This is a genomic window from Paraglaciecola psychrophila 170, from assembly GCF_000347635.1.
In the GTDB taxonomy this organism is placed as follows: domain Bacteria; phylum Pseudomonadota; class Gammaproteobacteria; order Enterobacterales; family Alteromonadaceae; genus Paraglaciecola; species Paraglaciecola psychrophila.
This window is the reverse complement of sequence record NC_020514.1, coordinates 1,060,491-1,084,770: the sequence shown is the minus strand read 5'-3', so window position 1 is coordinate 1,084,770 and position 24,280 is coordinate 1,060,491. Positions and strand designations below refer to the sequence as shown.

Here is a 24,280-nt window from a genome sequence, read left to right as displayed (position 1 = left end):
GTAACGCTAATGCTCGTGCTTAATTAGCTTTTGCTTCGGTTAGCTGATTATTGGCCACCTGACATGCAGCGATAAACGCGAGGTCATAAGAGCCTACCCCCCGTTTCTTTCAAAGGCAACGATGGCGCTGTCGAATTTATCCATACTGAAGTTCACCACACCAAGCTCTTGGAAATACCAACCTGGGTGCAAGAGATTAAGAAACATGACGTGCCTTACCAACAAAAGGGCTTCATCAAGTTGGTTAGTAAACGGTCACGATTGTTTATGTTTACAGTTTCGTTAATACTCCAAAGGGACGTTTCATTAATTATCACAATTTAAGATAGCCATTAATCAAGATGACACCCTGTGTTATATTTAATTTATCAAAATCATTTACTTGGGTTAAATAATGGCCAAGCCCAATAAGAAAGCCCCTGAGTCCTCCGTGGACATTTACTGCAATCAGTGTAAAACCCAGTTATTTAAATACCGCAAAGGCGGTAAAGGGTCACTGCTTAAATGCTTTAAACAACGTATCACTAAAGACTTCACGGTATTACCCTGCACTTGTCCAAATTGTGATGCCATCTTCGCCAGAGACACCTTAATAAGGGGCACGCCAGCATTTAAAATGATTGGCGGTAAGGTATTTAGTAAATAGAGACTAGAAAATAGTAGATAATAAAATCAACAGACAAAAACTGTTGACCACCGCGTTATTGGCCGTAAAAAAAGCAATAGCAAATATGCTTAAACACCCGGTTGAGTTCTCTTGGCCTAGCTAGCAATGCAATGCCGCAGATAAAGAGATTCAAGCAATGCTGGAGTTCGGATGTGTCGAGAATTAGTTGCGCCTGTATGACGTACCTAATGTTGTTCACACCCATGGTATGGAGTTGATAAATGAAAAACTTGAATAGTGTAATTAGTCGACTAAGTCGCTCTGGCCTTATATCACGATCGGCCAGAGGCTCATCAGGTGGTTCATTAAGCCGTGTGGTTACTAATACTATTATAGGAACGGCTACCGGTAAAATAGGGCCAAAACCAAGCAAAAACCCACTGCAAACAGGTGCTCTAGCTGCCGTTGGAGGAATGGCATGGAACGCTTATCAAGCTTATTCACGACAAGCTTATGGCCGAAACACCTCTCTACAGAATGCTAATTTACAGAGAGCCTATCAGCTAGGCGTTTATGCACAAAGAAATGCTCAACAACAAAAATATGCCCCAAATCAGTCTCAGGGTATGCCGGAACAAGCTGCGTCTTCATCTACAACGGCATTCGCAACAGAAGCAGCACCTCAATCTCGCTATATCCCCTCTGCCCCAAAACAAACACTCACCTATTCACCCGCGACATTAACGCAACAACAGTTTGCACAGGTAGTGCGGGATGAAAGTCACGACTCAGGTCAAATGCTGATGCTCCGAGCAATGATCACGGCGGCTAATGCAGACGGGCACATTGACGAACATGAGCGTCAGCGAATATACCAACAAGTCGATAGTTTTGACTTGACTACCGAAGACAAAGCCAGCCTGTTTGACGAACTACGTCACCCCTTGTCACTACAAGAACTGGTAAAGGCTGTGCCTAATTCACAAACCGCAATAGAAGTATATGCAGCATCACTATTAGCCATAGATGAACAACAAGCTGCCTCGCAAGACTACTTAAGCAACCTAGCCTCTTATATGTTAATACCACCAGAACTAGTCAAAGCCTTGCATGCCCAAGCCAAGCTAATTAGTTGATGTTGATCAACACCCATTAAAAAGCTGCCAAAAAGTCATGCTGAATAAGTTGTAGATTTTTTGTATTAAGCATTCTTGGATTAAAATAGTAAGTGCATAACTTGAACGAGTAGAAAAACGGTAAGCTAAATACATACTGACTGCTTATTCATATAGTTATATAACGCCTAAACCTTTTGAGAACTCTAGCAGCATATGCTGCGTAATTTATTACTTCAGGTATGTCTTAAAAAAACTATCAATATCTCTAGGCACAGGCAAATCTGAAGGGTTAGCCCAACTAAAGGCTGCCACTGGCGCAGCATGCCCGCCGGTTTCATAAATAATAGTCTCTACTTTTCCATTAGCTTTTTCTATACCTGCCTTGAGTAAGGCTAAGTTTCGAGGATGCACAGTGGTGTCTTCGGCTGTGTATATCAATAACATAGGGGGTTCATCTCCATCGATAAAGTTTGTTACCACCATATTAGGAAAATTTTCGGCTGGGCCAAACATGTCTTTTATATCGGCTGCTTTTGGCACAAAATCATAAGGACCCGATATACCCGCAAAAGCGTTTACGATATTAGGCTTGAGTTCATAAGCCGCTAAATATGCATTATCGGCAATAATTAATGCACCTAAATGCGCCCCCGATGAATGCCCAGATATAAACAAATTTTGATTGCCTTTATAGCTAGCTATGTTTTTATGAACCCAAGCAACTGACTTTGCAGCATCTTCTGCAAAGGTTGGGAATTTCACATCGGGATATAGGCGAGTATTCGGCATCACCACTACATATCCCATATTGGATAGAGTCATGCCTACAAATTTGTACTGTTCTTTAGACCCATCTGTCCAGCGACCACCATGGAAAAACACTACAACTGGAAACGTTTCTTCGTCAATGTTGGGCACGTAAATATCTAATTTTTGACGCGTCAGTTCACCATAAGGTACATTTTCTGAAATTTCACCGTCGTAAGTCAGAGCAGGCGCATTGACTAATGCAAACTGCAGTGGAGTGCAGGCAGATAAAAACGTTGTGAGGATGAGGATAAATAGTATTTTGGGCATGCGTAGGTGGGCTCTTTAAAAAGTCAAATGGTTCAACAAACTTATGTTGGCTAAAATACGAATCGAATTAACTTTAAGCTCAATAATTACCTGAATAAGACCTTAACTACTGGTCTAGTTTCTATAAGTATTAGATTGAAGTAATTGAAGCAACACACTCTAAAGCGAACAATTAAAACACTTAAACGCAGAGATAAAGCTCTAAAAAACAAGCCAGCGAAGCAGAATAACGATGCTATTCATTCATCATTCTTTACCACTATTGCTACATAAAAATCGACCAAGACTTATATGCGATTCTTTAAGCTAAATTAAATAATGCTCGTGCATCAACGGATAACTCGTAGCTTACTTTTTACCGCGATTGTAAAAGTAAACTACACAAAATAAACTTCATTTAAGAAGCCTGCAACCGCTATAACTAAAGGTGAGCACAGCGCTGGCTTAGATTAAAACCTAAGCCGCTACTGACTTATGTTTATTGTGTACAAACACCAGCAATACCAAACCAATAACCACTACAACGGCCCCAATAGGACGCCCTAAATCTGCAGATAAATTTAAGCCAATTGCCGCTGTCATGATGTAGGAAACAGTAATACCTGTAGTCAGTACCGCAGGAATACTAGCAATCCAATGAAATGTGCCACGGTCGAATAAATACTTGGTTGCAAGCCACAATACACTTGTCGATAACAGCATATTAGAAAACGCGAAGTAACGCCAAATCACCGTAAAATCGAGCTTGGTCATGAAATACGCAATCGTCAATATAGGGACGGCAAGTAACAATCTATTGCGTATACTTTGCGGAATGTTGAATGCATCAACGATTGTCAAACGCAATGAACGAAACGCAGTATCACCCGATGTGATCGGGAATACAGCCACAGCAATAATCGCCATAATACCGCCAAACACGCCCAAATAGCTGTTGGCAATATGATTGACTACCAAACCTGGGCCTCCAATATCGAGCATGGCTTTTAGGCCTGCGTATCCCTCAGGGAAAGCGGCAATACCCGCCAATGCCCAAACACAAGCAACCGCACCTTCACACACCATAGCACCGTAATAGACGGGACGAACATACTTTTCATTGGTCAAACAGCGGGCAATAATAGGTGCCTGCGTAGAATGAAAGCCACTAATGGCGCCACAGGTTATCGTAATGAACAATAACGGCCAAACAGGTAATCCGTCTGGATTAGGGGCTAAAAAATCGTGGGCATGATCGGTTGTAAAATAAGCAAAAAAGTCACCTGCTATCGGTAGGTGCGGCGCATCCATTAATAGCGCAATGGCGATCATTGATGTCATGACTATCATCAATAAGCCGAAAATAGGGTAAAACCGAGTGATGATTTTATCAATAGGTAACAAAGTAGCTAAAAAGTAGTAACCCAAAATCACCAGCACCCAAAACGTATTATTTGCCAAAAAGGTATCTTGGAATGCGTCTAGGTTACTTAATAAACCTGCTGGACTCATGATAAAAACCACGCCAACAAAAAATAGCAACATAGCTGTAAACAGCAACATCACTCCTTTAAAGACAACGTTGTAATAGTGTCCAGCTATTTCAGGTAGACTTTTGCCGTCTTCTTTAATGCTCATCACACCTGAGAAATAATCGTGAACCGCACCGCCTAATACATTGCCTATCACAATCCAAACCAATGCCACTGGACCATAAATCGCACCTAATATAGGACCAAAAATCGGCCCCACACCGGCAATATTTAAAAACTGAATTAAAAAAGCACGAACAGGATGAATAGGCACATAGTCTACGCCCTCACTGAAACGACTTTGTGGGGTAGCAAGAGTTGAGTCGATCCCAGCTTGTTTTTCAACAAATGGGCTATAAAATTTATAACCGAGGATCAAAATGGTGATACAGATAAAAAAGATGAGCATTATTACGTATATCTCTAGTTAAAGGGCTTGTGAAAAAGCGCAGTCGTCCCACGCTTTCTTTTTTTATTTATTAGTTTATTCATTAACTTATTTAGTTTAATGAATAAACGAAGGTCAAAATTCTAATAGCAGAATAACAAAGTTGACCCCAACAAAAAATCACAAAAAACTTTAGCTAGTAAATAGTTAAGAGCAAAAGTTATTTACTACAGAGTTATGCGCTGTGAAAAGATAAAGTACAAATAGGGCTTACCAATTACTTTTTAACTTTTGGAGCAACTGACATGAATAGATAATTGAGTGCACCCGCAAAATCACTAGGCTATTGGAAAGGAACATTTTCATCTGTACTGCGATGGGTATTTTGTCAATTTTTGTTAATTTTTGAAACATTCGAATTGATCGGCAGCAAAACGGTAAATTGGGTGGTAAATTCTTTATTACTGTTTTCTTCAGAAACGAAACTCAATTTACCCGCCAACAGTTTTGTCACCCATTGATTAACCATATACAAACCCAGACCAATGTTACCCTTACCCCTTCCGCTAGTAACAAATGGCTCAAATAGGTTACTTTGCATCGATGATGGGATACCTGAACCGTTGTCCGAAACCGTAATGCATATTTGATTTGTGTCTAATCTGCGCGCTTTAATTTTAATGATGCCTTGCTGTCCAGATTCAAATCCATGATTTAGGCTGTTCACTACTAGATTTTCCAGTACCTGTGAAATAATTCCGGGGCGGCTTACCAGTGTTAAATTATCTTCTATGTCTTCAATCACCACCACCTTTCCCTTCTTAAGCAATGGTCGTAAACTGATGATTAAATCACTAACAATGTCATCTAGCAGACAATTTAGATAATCCTCATTTACCCGATCAATAGCCAAGCGTTTAAAGTGTTTGATATGACTGACCGCCTTATCCAAATTTATGATTGCCAGATGTAGACTGCGGTTTATCAGATTGACTGCCGCACTAAATTGGCTCTTGGATAACCCCTGTTCCATCGCTTTTTTCAGTTTATCGTTGGCATTATCGGCATTAGTGACACAAATAATTGCACCGCCAATCGGTGTGTTAAGTTCATGGGCAACACCAGCAACCATTAAACCTAAGGATGATAATTTATTGGCTTTAACTAACTCGTCCTGTAATAGTTGCTGTCTGGCGATATTTTCAATTAACGAGGCATTGGCTTGTTCTAATCGTTGGTGCTCGTCATGCAGTTTTAAAGAAAGTTCTATCAGCTTGTCTTGATAGCGATATCCTCGCCACATGATGATTGAACCACACAGGACTAAAGTCAAAAAAATCACCAATGCAAAATACAAAGAGTTTTTTTGCGCTAGTGATAAATATTTTTTACTGCTGGTCGCATACAATATTAGCTTATTGGTAGTTGCGCCTGAGCCAGAACCTACAAAAGTAGCTAAAGGGATAAAACTACTGAGTACGTTATCAACAATATAGTCACCACCCGCAGCGTGTTGACTTTGGAAGAGCCATAGTTCATGTGATGCCGTTTTTAAACTTAACTTTGGTTGATTTAGCATAAAACCCCACTCTTTATCTGGTTGCGAGTTTAACAGCCAGAAGCCATCATGATTAACAATAGAAAGTTGAGCTTCTGGATTACTATGGTCCCTGATAGTTGTCAGTAAATGATCTAGTTGATAATTCACTATGATCAACCCTTGTAGTAAATGTGTGCTCGATGAAGTTTGAATTGTACCTCTGATTGTAGGCTCAAAGGGTTGTACTACTGCACCATGTTCAACATTTAGGTCGATCGGAGAAAAATACCGTTTTGGTGCAGCGACTTTCATACCTTGTTTAAAATAATAACGTGATTGTTTATTTTGCAATCTGTTTACGCGCGACACCTTAGCCTGACCAGCTTTAAAATCGACTCGGATCACTTCTTGCCCATTTTGGTTAAGCCAGCGTATTTGTGCAATTCTAGGTGAAGCTTTACCAAATTGAATAAAATAATTTTGTACCTGTTGCTGTACTTTCAGCGATAAGTCTTGAGTCTGGTTGTTTTTATCTTTTTGAGTATTTTCATGATACAAAGCTTGACCATTCGCCAATAACGAGAGTAGATCGCCTAAACCGCCTAGCTCTCTGCTAAATAAGTTAGCTGCGATAAACAGCTTCTGACCTTGAATATTTTTTAGCTCATCTAATTTACCATCATAAAGACGCTGATAGCTCAACCCAGCGAATAATATTGAAATGATCAATAACATCGCAGCTCTCATAACTATGGGGCGCTTTTGCATGGCTATATCAGTTGTGGATAATGGCATGAATATAGCGCTCTTTATCGCTTATTATATGTGACTAACCATGGGACTAAATCACTTATCGGCATAGGTCTAGCAAATAAATACCCCTGACCAATGTCACACCCAGCGCGACTAAGCCACTGTTTTTGATATTCTGTTTCTATACCTTCTGCCACTATGCTGAAATTGAATTTTTCACCTAATGTCAAAATCATATTGATGACGTGTTCACTGTTCTTATCGGTTTCAAGTTTACTGACAAAACTGCGATCAATTTTGATGCAGTGGGCGGTGATGTTTGAGATGTGCGCAAGAGACGAATAACCAGTACCAAAGTCATCAATACTTATTTTTATACCTAAAGCCACAAAACGTTGTAGACACTGTTGAATTCGCTCGTAATCTGAAATTGCTTGGGTTTCAGTGACCTCAAGTTCGAGTAACTCCACGGGTAAGCCGAAGCTAGTGAGGCAGCTTGAGATAAAGTCAAAATAATCTGGGTGTAATAAATCAAAAGAAGAAGCGTTAAACGCGACGGGAACTTGATAACCTGTGTCGACCAACGTTTTTAAGGCTTCCATGGTTTTTTCGAATATCAGGCAATCAAGCTTAATGATTAGTCCTGCAGCTTCTGCAATAGCAATGAATTCATCGGGTGGCACAAAACTACCGTCATCACGTTGCCATCTAGCTAAAGACTCAAAGCCAACAACTTTGCCCGAAGATAAGCTCACTTTAGGTTGCAGCATAACACTCAACTTACGTTCACGTATGGTATGACGCAATTCGCCCATTAAGCTATAACGACGACTTATTAAGTCTGTTTCTTGCTGTGAATGTTGGGTATAGGCAATATTATTGAGGGAAGCTTGTTTGAGTTCTGACTCTGCCATATTAATTATCTTGATAGCTGAACTTTGATTAAGTGTATCAAGCCGCATGTCTAATAAAGTAAATGAAGATACATGTGCAACGCCATCGATTTTAATTTCGTTATAAGTCAGCTTATCAATCAGTTCAGGGGACAATTCAAAATTAATATCGAGTAAAATAGAAAATTGTTTGTGGCCAGATAGCGTTACTTGTGAGCTATTCGGCAGTATTTGACGTAAATTTTCATAAACATAAGTTAATACATTTAGAGTAAATTCATAACCAAAAGTGAATTTCATTTCATCAAAATAGTTCACTTCAAGCATTAGTAAACGGGTTTGTTGCCACTCTAAGCGGCTCATATTTTGAATTTCTTTTTTTAACCAGTTACGGTTGGGAATATTCAGATCACTATGAATATAGGCAAGCTCAGTAACACGATTAAGTAGGGCTATATTAGTAAAACCACTGCTTATATTTTCACTAAATACTTTAAGTAAATTGATATTCGCCTCTGTTAATGGCGAAGATGAGTTCACTACCATTAAATAGCATGTTTCGTTTATACCGTTAGTTTCAAAATAGAATACCGAGCGTATTGGAGTGATAACGTGGTGTTTTTCGTTCAGCGCCTGTTGTAAATCCCCAAACAGCTCACTGAGATGTGCATCGGAAAGTTTGAGTCCCACCAGTTTTGTAAAACATCCCGTTGCCGTTAGTACCTGAGCATCCTCAAGGGGGGCTAAGCTATTGCCCACACAAAATAAGCCACCCTCTTTGACACCAATGATATTGCCGATTTCAGCTAATACGGTATGGGTGAAAGTCGCAAGGTCAAAGCGGCTGCTAATAGTTCTGGCTGCATCCAACACAATTTGCAGGCCCTGTCTGGCGTCTGCAAGTTCTGATATATAGCTCCACGTCCGCATATTACTGGAGACGATAGAGTGTAATTTCTCCAGTTTTAAATCAGCTTTATTCCAATATTCATCGATATCTAAGGCACTCATGACTTCTTTTTCAGGGGCAAACCCCGGTTGGCCAGTTACCAATACAATTCTAACTAGAGCATTACCCAGTTCTTCTCTAATGGTGGTGACTAAACGCAGACCCGCGTCATCTTCTTCCATCACCACATCTAGTAAAATAAGGCCTATATCGTTATGGGTACGGAGCAGCCTTGAGGCATCAAAAGCAGAATTAGCCTTAAGTACTTTAAGTTTAGTGTGTGCAGGTAAAATTAATGATTCTAAGCTGGAAACAAGAGCACTTTGGTAATCGAGGTCATCTTCAACGCTCAGAACTTTCCAAACTTTAACAAGTTTGTCGGATGGTTTTTGGTTTTGCTCTAATTCTTCTAAAAATTTATATGAGTCAGCTGATTGATCCACCATAACCTCCTGTTACTTAAAGTATAAAACTTTTTTAAATCAGTAATTTATATCTTAGGAAGGAGTAAAGATGTAGTGAAGGTGTAGTAAAGTACTTGAATTGAGCTAAGTAATTTATTTTTGTTGTTGCGTTGCACCATACATACCGTTACTCGATAAATTAAATTACCTAATTAGGATATGGTTAATCAAATATTTGTCAACTTTTCATTTTGATTGATTAGCGATTCAGTTCGTATAAGATCAAGGCAGAGTAATTATCAGGACATATGAAATAATGGCTAAGCCATTATGGCCGAAGAAAGTATCTAGGGTCAGAGTGAACTTATTAGAAAAGGTGTCGCGGCCGTTGCATTTACGGTTAGCTAGAGCAGTCAAAGGGGGAACTAGGTAGTTGAAGTAAAGGGTGTTGTATGGGCGTACACTCATCTTATATCTATTGAGCAACCCTTAAGAGTTAAACCATCATGTTAGTAATTTTTTCCAGTCAGGCTAGTGCCAACATTACTATGTTTGGAGATATAGGAGTGCAATTACTGAAAATGATGGGGCATAGCGGCACTGTTCCCAGTGCAATACTTGCAAAAGATGTCCCAGCAGCACTGGCGAATCTGGAAGTTGCGCTCGGGGTAGCAGAGCAACAACCCGAATCAGAAGAACCTACAGACTATACCGAGGTAACGTCTTTTGTCAGGCTTTCTCATCGTGCTTTACCTTTAATCGATTTACTAAAGGCCGCAGTAAAAGACGAAAGTAACGTGCAGTGGACGAACAACAATTAGTCCCGCAGCGCAATGCTAAAGTAACAAGATAAAGAATATAGAATTTTTACCCGCAAGGGCAAGGAGTTAAGCATCTCTCAAGATGCTCAGGCGCAATCGTATTAAAGTAGCTTTTGCTCGGGTTTGCGCCATTTTTAGAAGTTGAGAAGAACTGGGTTCATATGAGCTCTTACACTCCGAGGTCACTGCACTTGAGGCGTTTAACGAAATGATAAAAGAAGATACAAACCTGCTATTCGTGCCATTCAGGAGTCCGCAGCAAACATTCCTTGCCAAGATTGTGAATTTGACGTATTAATGGGAATTTTAACGATTCATCACTGGCAAGATTTGGCACGAGGTCTAGCCGAAATTGGATGCGCACGTATATTTGCTCTCGATGCGTTGTAGGCTTTTCATAACGATGTTTAAAAAGAGTCAAGATATTTTTCCTCAACATCAACAACTAAGCAGTCATCGTCCTCTGTCATTACCCGGTCTTGTAAATCCAATATCACTTTGTACTTAAACCCCGTCAGATCATTGTTATCCATGAAATTAACTGAGCAAATTATTCCAATTTTATAGTCTGATTCTTCATATCCGTTAACAAATCTGACTCTTCGGCCTATAGTAAATAGAGGCTTACACTCGATCGTCAAGAATGAATTAGTAACTTTTCTGTGAGATTTACCTTTATTCATCTTCGAGTTTCACTTATTCAGTGTAAATCGACTCATTTCGTTCCTGAGCTGTTCAGATACATACTCTAGGGTTTGTGATGTGCGTTTCAGGTTTTGTGCATTTTGTGTAGCGATATCGTAGCTAGATTGAATATTCACTATACTTTGGCCTACCTTCGCGACAACGGCGGATTGTTGTTTCGTTGAGGCTGCATTTTTAATACTCATATCTTTCACCAGGGATGACTGTTGGGTAATGCTTTGAAGTTGTTCCAGAAGTTGGTTGAAACCTGACACGGTTGCGTTGGCTGACTCTTGACTTATCAACATCGCCCGAACGGCCTCTTGTACACGAGTTTGCAGTTTCTGTATCATGCTCTGAATACGTGACGTTGACTCTCCGGTTTGGGCTGCTAAGGAGCGTACTTCGCTTGCTACCACGGCAAAGCCTCTTCCTTTATCACCGGCTCTTGCGGCCTCTATGGCTGCGTTTAGTGCCAGTAAATTGGTTTGCTGGGCAACCCCGTCAATCATTTCCAATATACTATCAATTTCCATACTATCTTTTTCGACGAGGCTAACGATAGACTTGGACTGATCGATTTGATTGGACAATTGAACGATGGCTTCCCTAGAACATTTAACCAAACTTTCACCTTTTTCAGCGGCGTCGAAGGCAAGATCTGATTTTTCAGCTGTTGCACTGCAGCTCAAAGAGACGTCATGAATTGCAGTATCCATCTCAGTGACAGATGAAACAACAATCATAGTTTGAGCAACTCCTTTTGAGATCTCGTCGTTTAATTGTAAGGCGATATTTTGTATCGCAGATACCACTTCTCCTAATTGAGCATTAGCCCCTGTAACATTTCCAGTCATAGTCGCTAAATGTTCGACCATACTATTAAAATCTCTTGCTAAGTGACCGAGTTCATCATCTCCCATAATGTTAGCTCTGGACGTTAAATCCAAATCCTGTTGCACCTTTTTCATAGACAGTGACAAAGACCGGATCTGGTCCCGTATGTGGTTGAGCAGGAAAATACCTATGGTGAGACTGCACATAAGCGCAACAAGTCCTATTGACGCTAGTTTGATAAGATCATTTAGAGCATTACTCTTAACATTTATAATTGATTGCTCGAGATCTGAGGCTAAAAGTACTTCGAATTCGCTCAATTTAGCAATTCTGGCGGATGCGTTTGCAAACCAAAAATCAGGGGCGATTCTCATGCGTTTTTTTTCTTTAAAACAATATTCCTGATCCTTTCAACTTCATTTACCGCATCGCCAGCAACCACCTTAACGTAGCTTTGAGTCCGTTCATGGGATGAGAAATCGTTAAAAACGTGCAAATAGACTTTTTGTTTTGCCTGTAACATTAAAATTTGATTGTAGGTCGGAATATCTATTTCACCTGCTGAGAATACTTTACTCAGAAGAGCCCTTTCTATGCCTGCTGTTTCTTTCAAACGCATAAAGTTTAGATACGCATAGATTTGGCCACTAATTGCTTTGTCCTCTACCGTCACGGCCATTAATTTGTTAATTTTGACCAACTGTTCGTTGACCTTTGAGTAAAATGCAATGCTTTCTTCTACTGTGACATTTTGCTTTTCAACGAGGGTCCTCGTTTCACTTATTTTTGCTAACGCAGTCTCATAGTTAGCTATTATTTCGTCTAGGGCATCAAACTTAACGATGTCTTTACTATTTATCGATTGACTAAATTTCGTTACTTTTTGGTCTGTAGCCTTTCGCTGTGATTGTAACTCTGTGCCCAGTTTGGCACCTTTGGAGCTTAAAAAACCAGCCGTGAATCCTAACTCTCTCTGCAACTGATCAGATAACGCCGCTGCAGATATCGCAAAATTTTGCAGTTTCTCGGCAGTTTTCATTGACTGGTAAATAGTAAAATTGACATTTAATCCATTAAAAATGAAGGCCAAAGCTACAAATAATGGAACACACAAAAGTACTGCCAATTTTGCGGTAATCGAAAAATCACGCAAGATGTTCATTTTTGCTCCTCACATACAACAAAAAGCCAGCACAGAAGTACTGGCTAAAAGTGGAGTAAATAAACACAAATCCAGATGGGTTTGATTAGACTTTATTCATCTAGAGTACACTTACTCCACCGACACTAGGCTGTGTTAAAAATCGAACTGAAAACCAACAACGATAGCTGTGTAGTCATTTTGTACAGTTGATTGATAGTCCTGAAGTTCACCAATAAGTCTAAGTTGTGGTGTCATTTGATGATTAACGAAAAGCATAGTTAATTGGTTATCTACATCGCCAACGGCGACAAGGCCTTTGGTGCTATCTGCTGCGCGAGCATCTTGACTTCCTTCACCGTAGCTTACACCAACAGTGTTTTTACCAAATACATAATCAGCTTCTACATACCATTGCGTTCCATCAACATCTGCATCATGGATGCTGCCACCATAGAGACCATCTGCCCCTATTCCTGTGGTATCAGTATATGAAACTGTCAGTCCGAAAGATGCAATATCGATATGTCCGCCAACATCAATGCCTTGCATGTTATAGCCGAAAGTATCCTCGCCTACCATCACGTCAACCGATTGTTGAAAAACGCCGCTCCAAAGCTCAAGTGAGCCATTGCCGGTGCCCATCTTATAATTAACTTGCCCTTCAATCCTGGGCGAGCCAGTTTCAACAGACGCGTCTTGTGGCTCTTCAGGATTAATCAGTGCAACCTTGAAGGATAAGCCTCCCATTGACGGAGAGATATATTTAACTTGTGGATTAAAATTGGCATAAACATAGCCTGTACCAATTCTGCCACCTGTGGCATTTGCGGTGTCCGCACCGCCGCCTAACCAACCTACGCCTCGTTGACTGCCTAAGTCGCCAATAGCCGAACTATTGAACACACCAAAATCCTTGCCCGCTACGATCGTTCCAAAGTCACCGCTTAGCTGTATGTTCGCCACCCGGCTTTCGAATAAGCCGGAGTCCTGAACACCACTACCTTGCAGGTGTGTGTCAATTTGAAAGTGGCCTGACACAGTGAAGCCAGCATCACTTTTAGGAGCAACCACGTGAAAGTTGATGTTCGCAGGATTAAATCCGGATTGGACTCGCAATGCCTTTTCAGAGTTATCATGGTCACTTGCCACCATAAATACTGGCAGTGAACCTGAAATTGACGTTTCCCAATCGCCCGGAGTGGCTAAATTCACACCAGCAGTAGCAGTAGCAGGGATTGCCAGGCCGAGTAAGCCAGATGTGGCGAAGAAGCACAGAGCAAATTTATTTTTAGTAAAAATATTATTATTCATTTGAATTTCCAAAATTTGTGATGTTTTATGAAGTTCGATAAATGCGTTAATGGGATCGTCCTATTTTTATGGAGAGCCAGGCACACTTATCCGCTCCCCAATATATGCATTGGGGAGAGACCAAAATGTTTAATAGTTTTTTAAAAGACTAGTTAGCTTTCCAGCTTTCTAATAACTTGTCATAAGCAATGGTTTGACCCTTAGGTTTTTCATTGCTTAATTTAGCTTTAGGCGCACCCGGTTGATTCAACCAATAGTTTGGATCTTTTTCAGGATTAAGTTTGGGACCACATTCACCCTGGACATTGGCCCTTTCAAGTCTAGCCATAACCTTGTCTTGAGCGGCAGCAAGGCGATCTAATGCCTGTTGGGGTGTTTTCTCACCACTTACTGCTTCAGCAACATTCTGCCACCATAGCTGAGCAAGCTTTGGATAGTCAGGTACATTAGTTCCTGTTGGAGTCCATTGTTTGCGCGCAGGACTACGATAAAACTCGACCAAACCACCTAAGCTTGGTGCTACATCAGTCATCGCTTGAGACTTGATATCAGACTCACGAATAGGCGTTAAACCGACCAATGTTTTTTTCAGTGAAACAGTCTTGGAGACAGTAAACTGTGCATATAACCAGGCCGCCAGTCGGCGTTTTTCAGGTGTTGACTTTAAAAACGTCCACGCACCCACATCCTGGTAACCCAATTTCATGCCTTCTTCCCAATAAGGTCCCTTTGGCGATGGTGCCATTCTCCACTTAGGCGTGCCGTCATCATTGACTACGGGTAATCCTTTCTCGATCATAGAAGCTGTGAACGCTGTATACCAAAATATTTGTTGAGCAATATTACCTTGCGCTGGCACGGGCCCTGCTTCAGAAAAGGTCATTCCCTGAGCCTGAGGTGGTGCGTATGCTTTAAGCCAGTCAACGTATTTAGCTGTAGCAAACACAGCTGCTGGACCGTTTGTTGCTCCGCCTCTTGACACACTTGAGCCTACAGGACGACAACCTTCAACCCGAATCCCCCACTCATCTACTGGCAAGCCATTTGGCAACCCTTTGTCACCGGTACCCGCCATTGAAAACCAGGCATCAGTGAAGCGCCAACCCAGAGATGGATCTTTTTTACCATAGTCCATGTGGCCATAGACTCTTTGCCCATCCAAACTTTTTACGTCGTTGGTAAAAAAGTCGGCGATGTCTTCATAAGCAGACCAGTTTACTGGTACACCTAATTCATATCCATATTTGGCAAGAAACTGCTGTTTCAAGTCAGCTCGCTCAAACCAATCTGCACGAAACCAATATAGATTGGCAAATTGCTGTGTAGGTAGTTGATAGATTTTACCATCCGGACCTGTTGTAAAATCAATACCAATGAAGTCGTCGATATCCAACGTTGGCAAGGTATAGTCTTTAGCTTCACCTTCCATCATGTCGGAGACAGGGACAACTTTACCGTAACGAAAATGGGTTCCGATCAGGTCAGAATCATTGATATAGGCATCGTATATATTTCGGCCAGATTGCATCTGTGTTTGCAGTTTTTCTATAACATCACCTTCTTGAATAAGATCATGCGTAATGATGATTCCTGTCAATTCGGTAAACGCCTTAGCCAGTACCTGAGATTCATAGGTATGCGGCGCTATTGTCTCTGAGGCAACATTGATAGACATTCCCTTAAATGGTTTTGCTGCTTCAACAAACCACTCCAGCTCTTCTAACTGTTGTTGCTTGGTTAATGTTGATGGAGAAAATTCTGTCTCAATCAAGCTTTTTGCTGTTTCTGTAACGGACTGTGCATAAACCGGGATAGATATACTGCCCAAAGAGACAGAAATACCCACGGCTATAGCTAGTTTTAGTTTTCTAAGTTTCATTTTACTTCACCTCATATTTTTTTTGAGATTGTGATTTGTTGCTGATAAACTCCGCCAGTGGCAACACTGTTTTAGAATTTCACAACAGAAAGTGTCGGTGACAGCCGACATATGCCCCCTAAGCATGCTGCTTGCAAAGGGGTTTATCCACGCTGGCACTCTCTTTACATTTTTTAATGTGAGAGAATCCAGCGTGTATAAATTCAATGGGATCAGCCCCATCTGAGAACGGTACATAGCCAGACAACTGAAATTGCTAAGGCGATGTACAGGTTGAAATCAGTAAATGCCATAAACCCCAGGTAAATAAATCCACTGACTAATAAACCAATGAACAACCTATCCCCTCTAGTGGTTTCGATAGGCAAGAAGCCTTTTCGTTCTAGGCAAGGTTTTTTTATTTCATAGATAGTCATTGCAACCAAAATAGTAGCTATAACGGTAAAAAATGTGATTGTTAGTTCAGTCCACGCCATCCATTTCATAACATCATTCCCCTTAGTATTTTGTTAAATTGCATATTAAACACGTCCCAAAGCAAAGCCTTTAGCCACATGATTCCTGACAAACCAGACGACGACAACACCAGGAATAATGGTTAACACTCCAGCCGCAGCGAGAAGTCCCCAATCGATGCCCGTTGCGCCCACGGTGCGGGTCATAATTGCAGCAATTGGTTTTGCCTCTACTGCGGTAAGTGTTCTGGCAAGAAGCAGCTCAACCCACGAAAACATAAAGCAGAAAAACGCTGTCACACCAATTCCGGAGCGGATCATAGGTATAAATATTTTGATAAAGAACCTAGGCAAACTGTAACCATCAATGTAGGCAATTTCGTCAACTTCTTTGGGTACACCCGACATAAAGCCTTCCAGGATCCACACGGCCAACGGCACAGTAAAGAGGCAATGTGCTAACGCGACGGCAATATGTGTATCAAAAAGTCCCACCGATGAGTACAGTTGAAAGAACGGTAATAAAAATACTGCAGGCGGCGCCATGCGGTTTGTAAGCAGCCAGAAAAACAAATGTTTATCACCGATGAATTTGTATCGACTAAAAGCATAAGCTGCCGGGAGTGCTAGTGAAAGCGTGATGACCATATTCATCAAAACGTAAATAACAGAATTGACATATCCCATGTACCACGTTGGATCAGTAAATATTTGAATATAGTTATCAAATGTAAAGTTATGAGGCCACAGCGTCAAAGCGCCTAATATTTCTTCATTGGTCTTAAATGACATATTTACTAGCCAGTAAATAGGCAACATTAAGAATGTGGTAAAACAAACCATTCCAATCGTCTTGTTTGTATTACTTTTCATTTTGAATTCCTTACTTCACTTTATCTAGTTGACTAATAGCGGTGAAAAACACGTAGCAAACCAGCAATACAATCAAATAATAAATAAGTGAGAATGCTGCAGCTGGCCCGAGGTCAAATTGTCCTACCGCCATTTTCGTGAGCTCTTGACTTAAGAATGTGGTGGAATTGCCCGGCCCACCGCCTGTTAAGACAAAGGGTTCGGTGTAAATCATAAAGCTGTCCATAAAACGCAAAAGAACACCGATTACGAGCACACTTTTTAATCTGGGTAACTGAATATGTCTGAACACTGCCCATGAAGAAGCTCTATCAATTCTTGCAGCTTGGTAAAAGGCTTCTGGTATCGCACGAAGACCTGAATAACACAGCAGTGCGATAAGGGATGTCCAATGCCAGACATCCATCAGAACGACAGTGAACCAAGCGGCAAATGGACTCGATGCATAATTGTATTCAATACCTACCGCGTTGACCGCCCAACCAAACAAACCAATATCTTCTCGACTAAACACCTGCCATATAGTGCCGACAACATTCCAAGGTATAAGCAGTGGAATGGCAACTATAATTAACCATACTGCTGCCATACGACCTTTCGATGGCATCATTAGCGCTATGGCTATCCCTAACGGAACCTCAATAGCTAAGATAGAAAAAGAAAAGCCAAATTGACGAATTAGGGAGTCTAACAAACGCGGACTGCGTAACATTTCACGGTACCATTCAGCACCAACAAAATAAGCAGTATTCTGATCAAAAATGTCTTGAACTGAATAATTTACCACTGTCATAATCGGAATTATGGCCGAGAATGCAACAAGGATGAACACGGGCAGAACAAGAAACCACGCCCGATTATTTGATGTTTTATTCACAATTTCACCTCACTTGAATCGTTAACCGGGGTTACGTCCGCTTCAATTAAATATTCATCAACGTAGATTTTTAGCCATTGCTCTGGAAAACTGATATAAATTTTCCCAGTAGGAATGGCTCTATCCTCGTCCAGTCGTACCTTTATTGCCTCGCCGTCCAAATTCAAAGTCAAGATTTTATAGGTCCCTAAGTCTTCAACGTAGTCGAGATTACATTCAAAGGCCCCTTCTGTTTTCTTTTCCCACACGTGTATGAATTCAGGTCTAATGCCCAACTTCACATTTGAGCTCGTCAGGCTATCCAGTAACGACTTTAACGATTGCTCTAATGGAACGTCGGTAGAATTAAATCTAACGCCCTTATCACATCGTTCAACTTCAATTATATTCATACCTGGGCTACCAATGAAATAGCCTACAAATGCATGATTTGGTCTTTCGAAAAGCTCTCTGGGCGTGCCAAACTGGACTATTTGGCCGCCATACATTACGGCAATTTTTTCAGCGAAAGTGGAAGCTTCCAGCTGATCGTGAGTCACGTATATCATGGTGATATCAAATTGTTCGTGTATTTGCTTTAGTTTGCGTCTTAGCTTCCACTTCAAGTGCGGGTCAATGACCGTCAGGGGTTCATCAAACAATATAGCGGATACATCGCTTCTGACTAATCCCCGTCCCATTGATATTTTTTGTTTCTCATCGGGTGAAAGATTGCTCGCTTTTTTCTTTAAAACATCTGTCAATTCTAATGCTTCAGCTATTTCATTGACCCGGGAAGTAACTCTGACTTCAGGCACTTTCATGTTTCTCAGAGGGAAAGCCAAGTTATCGTAAACAGTCATCGAATCGTAAATTACTGGAAACTGAAATACTTGAGCAATGTTCCTATCTTCCGGCGGTATGTGATTAACTTCAACCCCATCAAACAATACTTGACCTTCTGAAGGTTCGAGCAATCCTGAAATTATGTTGAGTAAGGTACTCTTGCCACAACCCGATGGCCCTAAAAGAGCGTAAGCACCGCCATCTTCCCAGATATGATCCATTTCTCGGATAGCATAGTCAGAATCTCCATTGGGATTTTTCATGTAACTATGGGCGAGTGACTTTAGATGAATTTCAGCCATTTATAGGTTCTCCATATCAAATGTTGGTACCTTGATTGTTAACCCATTCAAATCAAAAACAAAAAGTTTATGGATAGGCAAATAGACGTTCACAGGTGTCTCAATGGCATAATTAAGAACCCCTGATAACTGAAGAATAAGGGAAAATTGCCCGTTGTACACATGTAAGTAAGTCTCTGAACCGCTGATTTCAGCTAACTCTACTTTCATCGGTAATTCCAAATCGTCATCGTTTTTAGGCACCAGGCCTATGTGACTAGGTTTAACACCAAATATAAATTTTCTCTTTGGCAAATCTTTGAGTTTTTCATCTAAGGGAAAATGAATTGAATCGAAAAACGATACTTCATCATGTGTTATTTGCCCTTCAATTAGATTAATGGGCGGTTCACAAAATAATTTAGCCGCTTCTATGTTCTTGGGGCCTCTATATACCTGGTTCACCGCTCCGCTTTGAAGAATTCTCCCCTCATGGACAAGTGTGGTTACGCCTCCAAGCGCCATCGCCTCGTTTGCCTCTGTAGTGGCATAAACGGCTATCGACTTTCTTTCTTCAAAAAGAACTCTTAACTCTGAGCGAAGTTCTTCTCTTAATTTGTAATCCAGATTAACAAGGGGTTCGTCAAAAAGAATTAAACTAGCATCCTTTACTAACGCCCGGGCCATTGAGGTTCTTTGTTGTTGGCCACCAGACAATTCCAAAGGAAGCCGGTCAAGATATTGGCTAATTTGCAACATATCTGCCGTTTCTTTAACACGTCTATTAATTTCAGTTTCAGTGACTTTGGATAATCGTAAAGGTGAAGCGATGTTTTCACGCACGGTAAGATTTGGATAGTTAATAAATTGTTGATATACCATTGACACATTTCGCTTTTGAACAGCCACACCTGTGACGTCTTGACCATTCATAAAAATTTGTCCAGACGTTGGCTTTTCAAGGCCAGCCATCAATCGCATTAATGTTGTCTTTCCTGCAAGTGTTCTTCCAAGTAAAACGTTAAAAGAACCCGACTCTAAAGTTAAATTAACGTTATCAAGGTACTTTTCCCCCCCAACCTCATGACTAACATTCTTTAAGACAAGTGACATCTGGTTATCCTCTTTTTTCACTTAAGCACTAACCACTACAATGTGGATTTAGGCGTTTATTTCCCAACCGACGCATTGTCTTTTTCTGCAAGATAAAGGTGGTTTAATCTGAAGGGTACACTGCAGCTAATAGGCCAAATTGTAATTATATTGTTAATTTCCTTTTAAATTAAAATAAGACATTGATATATATACATTAATTTTTTAATAAAGGGCATTTTCAAAAACATTGTGAGATTACTGTTAATCAGATGTGTTCAATAGTGTTAACAATAATTGAGCATAAGTGTTCAATATATTGTTCATTTAATCGTTCATAAATTGAAATCAGGTGTTTATAGTTTTATTTTTGTTAATAGGTGAATTCATATATATCCAGTCGGGGAGCTTGAATTAATATCACCTACAAATGCAATATTAACCTAAACAACTGTTTTAAAACAACTTAATCAAAAAACTTCGCCTAATGCGAACAATTTAATATAAGCAACATTCTAATTACTGGCTAAAAGTTATGAGTTCAAGTACGATAAGTGCGCAGTTTGCTGGTCAATGTTGTTCAATAACAAAATAACAACAAATTTAAAAGTTGGTGTGCTTGCCAAATTGCTTCGCTAAACATTTCAAAATAGTGACGGAGCAGCCAAGTGAACTTAAAATTTAAAATGAGTACATCTTAATAATGTCTCGCCAACACGACCGGATAATTAAAGATTCCTGGCAGAGATGTGAATCTTTAGGACTATTAACCACACACAATCCAGTCATAGAAAGAGTCAGTAAAGCTGACTCTGATATCTTAAGTGAGCAGTATTGTAATTTGGTTAATACAACAGACTCAGAAGTGCTGCCTTATTATCAAAATATTCTTTCAAACGCACAGTGCCTAATTGTATTAACCGATGACAAAGGGATTGCGCTGCAAAGTTGGGGAGACAAAAGATTCTTATCTCCCAGGCACCAAGAACACTTCGCTGCTGGCATAGACTGGAAAGAAAAGTATAATGGTACCAATGCCATTGGTACTGCATTGTATTGTGGTGAAGCGGTACAAATTCAACGTGACGAACATTTCCTGAAATGTAATCGCTTTATGATTGGTTCAGCAGCACCGATTTATGACGTAAACCAATCTCTTTTAGGCATGCTGGACATTTCAAGCGATTCTTATCTTCCTCAAACCCACACCCTTGGTTTAGTCAAGTTGATGTCACAAGGCATTGAAAATCGATTACTTGTTAGCAGCTACAGTGAACAAAATTTCATGCTCAGTTTCAATACAAACATGGATAACATAGACAGCCAGTGGTCTGGTTTGGTTGTTTTTGATGCTAACGGTATTATCATCTCTGCTAATCGAAGAGCTGAGTCCTTGTTAAGCTATGATCTTGCACTGGTGAATGTTGCGGATATATTTGGCATATCGGCCGCCATTTTGAAGAATCAGCCTGAACAGATATCGTTCGCTATGGTTGCACTCGAAAAGTATAAAATTTATGGATCAATTAAAAAACCATCATCTATGGGAATTTATCCTGCGGACTTCCGTGAGCATGGAAATGTTCAAGATGTAAATAAAGTGATTGATACAACTATAGAAATTTTGCCAGAGCAGGATGAGTCAGATATTAACATCGCCATTCCTCTTGAGCATTTTGGGTTCGGCGACGAAAAAATTAACCGCTTTATTGATCAGTCTAAACGGGTAGTCAACAAAACAATTCCCATACTCATTCATGGTGAGACAGGCGTAGGAAAAGAAGTGTTCGTCAATGGCCTCCATCACTTCAGTGAACGTAAATCCTATCCCCTCGTAGCAGTCAATTGTGCTGCCATTCCAAATGAACTAGTCGAATCAGAGTTATTTGGTTATGAGAAGGGGGCATTTACCGGCGCGAATACAAAAGGCTCAATTGGACTCATCAGAAAGGCGCATAAAGGAACGCTGTTTCTTGATGAAATCGGAGAGATGCCGCTTAACGTTCAAGGTAGATTATTGCGTGTTTTGCAGGAACGCTCTGTTACACCACTAGGATCGACAAAAACCTACTCGGTTGATATCAAGTTGATTTCAGCAACAAACAGAAGCTTAAAGGCTGAAGTAGAGAAGGGCAACTTCCGGCAAGACTTGTATTATCGGGTAACCGGCCTGAATATTGAACTCCCCCCTTTAAGAGAGCGAACTGATCGCAGGCATTTGTTTGAGAAAATAAATCAAATGCATCAACAGTCTAAGGTTAAAAATTCGCTATCAGCTGAAGTTATGGATCTATTCCACAAGCACCCCTGGCCTGGCAATATCAGGCAACTGGTGTGTGTAATTCAAATTGCACAAGCTATGGCAGATAATGGCCAAATTCAAACATGGCACCTTCCCGATGATTTTTTTGACGATATACAATTGGATAATCAATCTAAGGCTGGTTCTGCAACTGTTACTGCGAAGCCCTTGTCTCCCTTAAAAGCGATTGAAGCTTTTGAAACTAAAAAAATGAATGATATCCAGCAGATGATCACTATTTTCACCCACTTTTCAGGCAACGTATCAAAGACTGCAAAGGCGCTCGATGTTAGCCGAAATACTTTATACAAAAGATTAAAAGAAGCGGGAGTGAGATGACGGTAGGATTACAAGGGCCCTATTGAGACTCCCCTGGTGATTTTATCAAGTATTTGTCCTGATCAAAAATAAACAGTTTATGTAGAGGTATATAGACTTTAATCATTGAATCAGTTTTGTACTCATGAACACCAGCTAGGTTTAAAACAAGTTTCAATACACTATTTGCGGTATGTATAATGGTACCGGATCCGCTAATCTCTGCCAGTTCAACACGCATCGACAGCTCCAAGTCATCGTCATTAAATGGCGTGAGTCTGAGATGCCCAGGTCTTAACGCAAAAAAGTATTGGCCCGACTTGATCCCTTCCATTGCATGGGTCTTGGGGAAGGTAAGAGATTCTCCCAAACTCACTTCATAGCCACTTATCCTGCCTGAAAACACATTTAAAGGAGGATCACTTAACATCATTGCTGCATCGATATTTACAGGTTTGCGGTATACATCTGATGCAGAACCTACCTGTATTACCCTGCCATCTTGAAGAAGTACACATATACCACCTAAGGCCATGGCTTCATGTGCTTCTTGTGTTGCGTATATTGCAGTGGTATTACGATTTTTGAGTAAACTTTTGAGCTCACTTCTTAATTCTTCTCGCAATTTGTAATCCAAATTTACAAAGGGGTCGTTTAGCAAAATTACTTTTGATTTTTTTACCAAAGCTCTTGCGAGCGCAGTGCGCTGCTGTTGGCCTCCAGATAATTCCGATGGGTATCTGTCTAAACACTTTTCAATTCTGAGTAATGTGGCGACTTCGAGCACTTCTTTTTGTATTTCACGTTTATTGATTTTCATTACGCGAAGAGGAGAGGCGATATTTTCGAATACACTCATATGGGGATAGTTGATTATCTGCTGATGTACCATTGCCACGTTCCTTTTCTGCACAGGGATATTAGTGGCATCAACGCCGTCAATAATTATCTTGCCGTGAGAAGGTTTTATCAACCCGGCAAGCAGTTTTATCAAAGTAGATTTTCCCGCTTTACCACCTTTTGGGCCCAGTAAAGCCGAAGCGCTACCCGGTTCAAAAATCAGATTTATATTATAAACTGGTGCATCATTGATACCACTGAAACTAACATTTTCGAAAATAATAGACACGACAAATCTTGCTAAAGAAAACCTCTCTAAAATAATAATTCATTTAACTACGGGTTTATAGTCAATTTTATATGCCTCGAGCAAATAACTATACCCAAAGTCATTTAAGTTGCTGCTAGGCTGAAAAGGAACTCAGCCCATAAGCTTAGACTTACTAATTCATTCGGGTGAGCGAAACAGCCAACAACGCTGCCGCTGAAATAGTGATGGGT

20 protein-coding genes are annotated in these 24,280 nt (G+C 40.5%); 5 read left to right on the top strand and 15 right to left on the bottom strand.

From position 1 onward, the window contains the following. The first annotated feature begins 394 nt into the window (after positions 1–394). Together C427_RS04715 and C427_RS04710 are read left to right on the top strand one after the other, a co-directional pair. Positions 395–646 carry a hypothetical protein gene (locus tag C427_RS04715; RefSeq protein WP_007636872.1) on the top strand — a complete coding sequence of 84 codons (252 nt, stop codon included), beginning with the start codon at positions 395–397 and terminating at the stop codon, positions 644–646. A 242-nt stretch (positions 647–888) separates the two neighbouring features. Beyond that, on the top strand, positions 889–1,743 hold the full coding sequence (locus tag C427_RS04710; RefSeq protein ID WP_007636871.1) for a tellurite resistance TerB family protein: 855 nt from the start codon (positions 889–891) through the stop codon (positions 1,741–1,743). Positions 1,744–1,953: 210 nt separating this feature from the next. On the opposite strand, the gene C427_RS04705 is transcribed toward C427_RS04710, so the two are convergent. From C427_RS04705 to C427_RS04690, 4 genes are all read right to left on the bottom strand, one after another. Next, on the bottom strand, positions 1,954–2,802 hold the full coding sequence (locus C427_RS04705) for an alpha/beta hydrolase (protein WP_007636869.1): 849 nt from the start codon (positions 2,800–2,802) through the stop codon (positions 1,954–1,956). 456 nt (positions 2,803–3,258) lie between these two features. Further along, entirely contained in the window at positions 3,259–4,722 is a 1,464-nt protein-coding gene (locus C427_RS04700) for a carbon starvation CstA family protein (RefSeq protein ID WP_007636865.1), read from the bottom strand. A 367-nt stretch (positions 4,723–5,089) separates the two neighbouring features. Next, positions 5,090–7,036: a sensor histidine kinase gene (locus C427_RS04695; protein ID WP_007636863.1), complete on the bottom strand. Its 1,947-nt coding sequence runs from the start codon at positions 7,034–7,036 to the stop codon at positions 5,090–5,092. Positions 7,037–7,050: 14 nt separating this feature from the next. Next, a complete protein-coding gene (locus tag C427_RS04690; protein ID WP_007636862.1) occupies positions 7,051–9,282 on the bottom strand; it encodes a GGDEF/EAL domain-containing response regulator in 2,232 nt (743 codons plus the stop codon). 464 nt (positions 9,283–9,746) lie between these two features. On the opposite strand from C427_RS04690, the gene C427_RS04685 reads away from it, so the two are divergent. Next, entirely contained in the window at positions 9,747–10,061 is a 315-nt protein-coding gene (locus C427_RS04685; RefSeq protein WP_007636860.1) for a DUF1840 domain-containing protein, read from the top strand. A gap of 234 nt (positions 10,062–10,295) precedes the next feature. Next, a complete protein-coding gene (locus C427_RS28725) occupies positions 10,296–10,451 on the top strand; it encodes a class I SAM-dependent methyltransferase (RefSeq protein ID WP_148285945.1) in 156 nt (51 codons plus the stop codon). A 17-nt stretch (positions 10,452–10,468) separates the two neighbouring features. On the opposite strand, the gene C427_RS28095 is transcribed toward C427_RS28725, so the two are convergent. The 10 genes from C427_RS28095 to C427_RS04635 form a co-directional block, all read right to left on the bottom strand. Continuing rightward, complete coding sequence (locus C427_RS28095; protein ID WP_007636858.1) at positions 10,469–10,594, bottom strand: hypothetical protein; 126 nt, start codon at positions 10,592–10,594, stop codon at positions 10,469–10,471. A 159-nt stretch (positions 10,595–10,753) separates the two neighbouring features. Next, the gene (locus C427_RS04675; RefSeq protein ID WP_041250440.1) at positions 10,754–11,956 is read right to left on the bottom strand and encodes a methyl-accepting chemotaxis protein; all 1,203 of its coding nucleotides are present in this window, start codon (positions 11,954–11,956) and stop codon (positions 10,754–10,756) included. Next, positions 11,953–12,744 carry a nitrate- and nitrite sensing domain-containing protein gene (locus C427_RS04670; protein WP_015430486.1) on the bottom strand — a complete coding sequence of 264 codons (792 nt, stop codon included), beginning with the start codon at positions 12,742–12,744 and terminating at the stop codon, positions 11,953–11,955. The genes C427_RS04675 and C427_RS04670 overlap by 4 nt, the downstream gene beginning before the upstream one ends. 135 nt (positions 12,745–12,879) lie before the next feature. Further along, complete coding sequence (locus C427_RS04665) at positions 12,880–14,037, bottom strand: porin (RefSeq protein WP_007636854.1); 1,158 nt, start codon at positions 14,035–14,037, stop codon at positions 12,880–12,882. A gap of 148 nt (positions 14,038–14,185) precedes the next feature. Further along, positions 14,186–15,916, bottom strand: a complete 1,731-nt coding sequence (locus C427_RS04660; protein WP_007636852.1) for an ABC transporter substrate-binding protein — start codon at positions 15,914–15,916, stop codon at positions 14,186–14,188. A gap of 212 nt (positions 15,917–16,128) precedes the next feature. Further along, positions 16,129–16,401 (bottom strand): DUF2160 domain-containing protein, encoded by a 273-nt coding sequence (locus C427_RS04655; RefSeq protein ID WP_007636850.1) that lies wholly within the window; start codon positions 16,399–16,401, stop codon positions 16,129–16,131. A gap of 36 nt (positions 16,402–16,437) precedes the next feature. Continuing rightward, the gene (locus tag C427_RS04650) at positions 16,438–17,244 is read right to left on the bottom strand and encodes a carbohydrate ABC transporter permease (protein WP_007636848.1); all 807 of its coding nucleotides are present in this window, start codon (positions 17,242–17,244) and stop codon (positions 16,438–16,440) included. A 10-nt stretch (positions 17,245–17,254) separates the two neighbouring features. Beyond that, on the bottom strand, positions 17,255–18,121 hold the full coding sequence (locus tag C427_RS04645; RefSeq protein ID WP_034899001.1) for a carbohydrate ABC transporter permease: 867 nt from the start codon (positions 18,119–18,121) through the stop codon (positions 17,255–17,257). Further along, entirely contained in the window at positions 18,118–19,248 is a 1,131-nt protein-coding gene (locus tag C427_RS04640) for an ABC transporter ATP-binding protein (RefSeq protein ID WP_007636838.1), read from the bottom strand. Before C427_RS04640 ends, C427_RS04645 begins: the two co-directional genes overlap by 4 nt. Further along, complete coding sequence (locus C427_RS04635; protein WP_007636836.1) at positions 19,249–20,340, bottom strand: ABC transporter ATP-binding protein; 1,092 nt, start codon at positions 20,338–20,340, stop codon at positions 19,249–19,251. Positions 20,341–21,022: 682 nt separating this feature from the next. On the opposite strand from C427_RS04635, the gene C427_RS04630 reads away from it, so the two are divergent. Continuing rightward, a complete protein-coding gene (locus tag C427_RS04630; RefSeq protein WP_007636835.1) occupies positions 21,023–22,960 on the top strand; it encodes a sigma-54-dependent Fis family transcriptional regulator in 1,938 nt (645 codons plus the stop codon). Between the two features lie 19 nt (positions 22,961–22,979). Here C427_RS04630 and C427_RS04625 read toward each other — a convergent pair whose 3' ends face one another. Further along, a complete protein-coding gene (locus tag C427_RS04625; protein WP_007636834.1) occupies positions 22,980–24,068 on the bottom strand; it encodes an ABC transporter ATP-binding protein in 1,089 nt (362 codons plus the stop codon). Positions 24,069–24,280 lie beyond the last annotated feature (212 nt).

Coding starts and splice junctions, on each gene's coding strand:
- C427_RS04715 (WP_007636872.1), top strand. CDS start 395: ATGGCCAAGCCCAATAAGAAAGCCCCTGAGTCCTCCGTGGACATTTAC.
- C427_RS04710 (WP_007636871.1), top strand. CDS start 889: ATGAAAAACTTGAATAGTGTAATTAGTCGACTAAGTCGCTCTGGCCTT.
- C427_RS04705 (WP_007636869.1), bottom strand. CDS start 2,802: ATGCCCAAAATACTATTTATCCTCATCCTCACAACGTTTTTATCTGCC.
- C427_RS04700 (WP_007636865.1), bottom strand. CDS start 4,722: ATGCTCATCTTTTTTATCTGTATCACCATTTTGATCCTCGGTTATAAA.
- C427_RS04695 (WP_007636863.1), bottom strand. CDS start 7,036: ATGCCATTATCCACAACTGATATAGCCATGCAAAAGCGCCCCATAGTT.
- C427_RS04690 (WP_007636862.1), bottom strand. CDS start 9,282: ATGGTGGATCAATCAGCTGACTCATATAAATTTTTAGAAGAATTAGAG.
- C427_RS04685 (WP_007636860.1), top strand. CDS start 9,747: ATGTTAGTAATTTTTTCCAGTCAGGCTAGTGCCAACATTACTATGTTT.
- C427_RS28095 (WP_007636858.1), bottom strand. CDS start 10,594: ATGGATAACAATGATCTGACGGGGTTTAAGTACAAAGTGATATTGGAT.
- C427_RS04675 (WP_041250440.1), bottom strand. CDS start 11,956: ATGAGAATCGCCCCTGATTTTTGGTTTGCAAACGCATCCGCCAGAATT.
- C427_RS04670 (WP_015430486.1), bottom strand. CDS start 12,744: ATGAACATCTTGCGTGATTTTTCGATTACCGCAAAATTGGCAGTACTT.
- C427_RS04665 (WP_007636854.1), bottom strand. CDS start 14,037: ATGAATAATAATATTTTTACTAAAAATAAATTTGCTCTGTGCTTCTTC.
- C427_RS04660 (WP_007636852.1), bottom strand. CDS start 15,916: ATGAAACTTAGAAAACTAAAACTAGCTATAGCCGTGGGTATTTCTGTC.
- C427_RS04655 (WP_007636850.1), bottom strand. CDS start 16,401: ATGAAATGGATGGCGTGGACTGAACTAACAATCACATTTTTTACCGTT.
- C427_RS04650 (WP_007636848.1), bottom strand. CDS start 17,244: ATGAAAAGTAATACAAACAAGACGATTGGAATGGTTTGTTTTACCACA.
- C427_RS04640 (WP_007636838.1), bottom strand. CDS start 19,248: ATGGCTGAAATTCATCTAAAGTCACTCGCCCATAGTTACATGAAAAAT.
- C427_RS04635 (WP_007636836.1), bottom strand. CDS start 20,340: ATGTCACTTGTCTTAAAGAATGTTAGTCATGAGGTTGGGGGGGAAAAG.
- C427_RS04630 (WP_007636835.1), top strand. CDS start 21,023: ATGTCTCGCCAACACGACCGGATAATTAAAGATTCCTGGCAGAGATGT.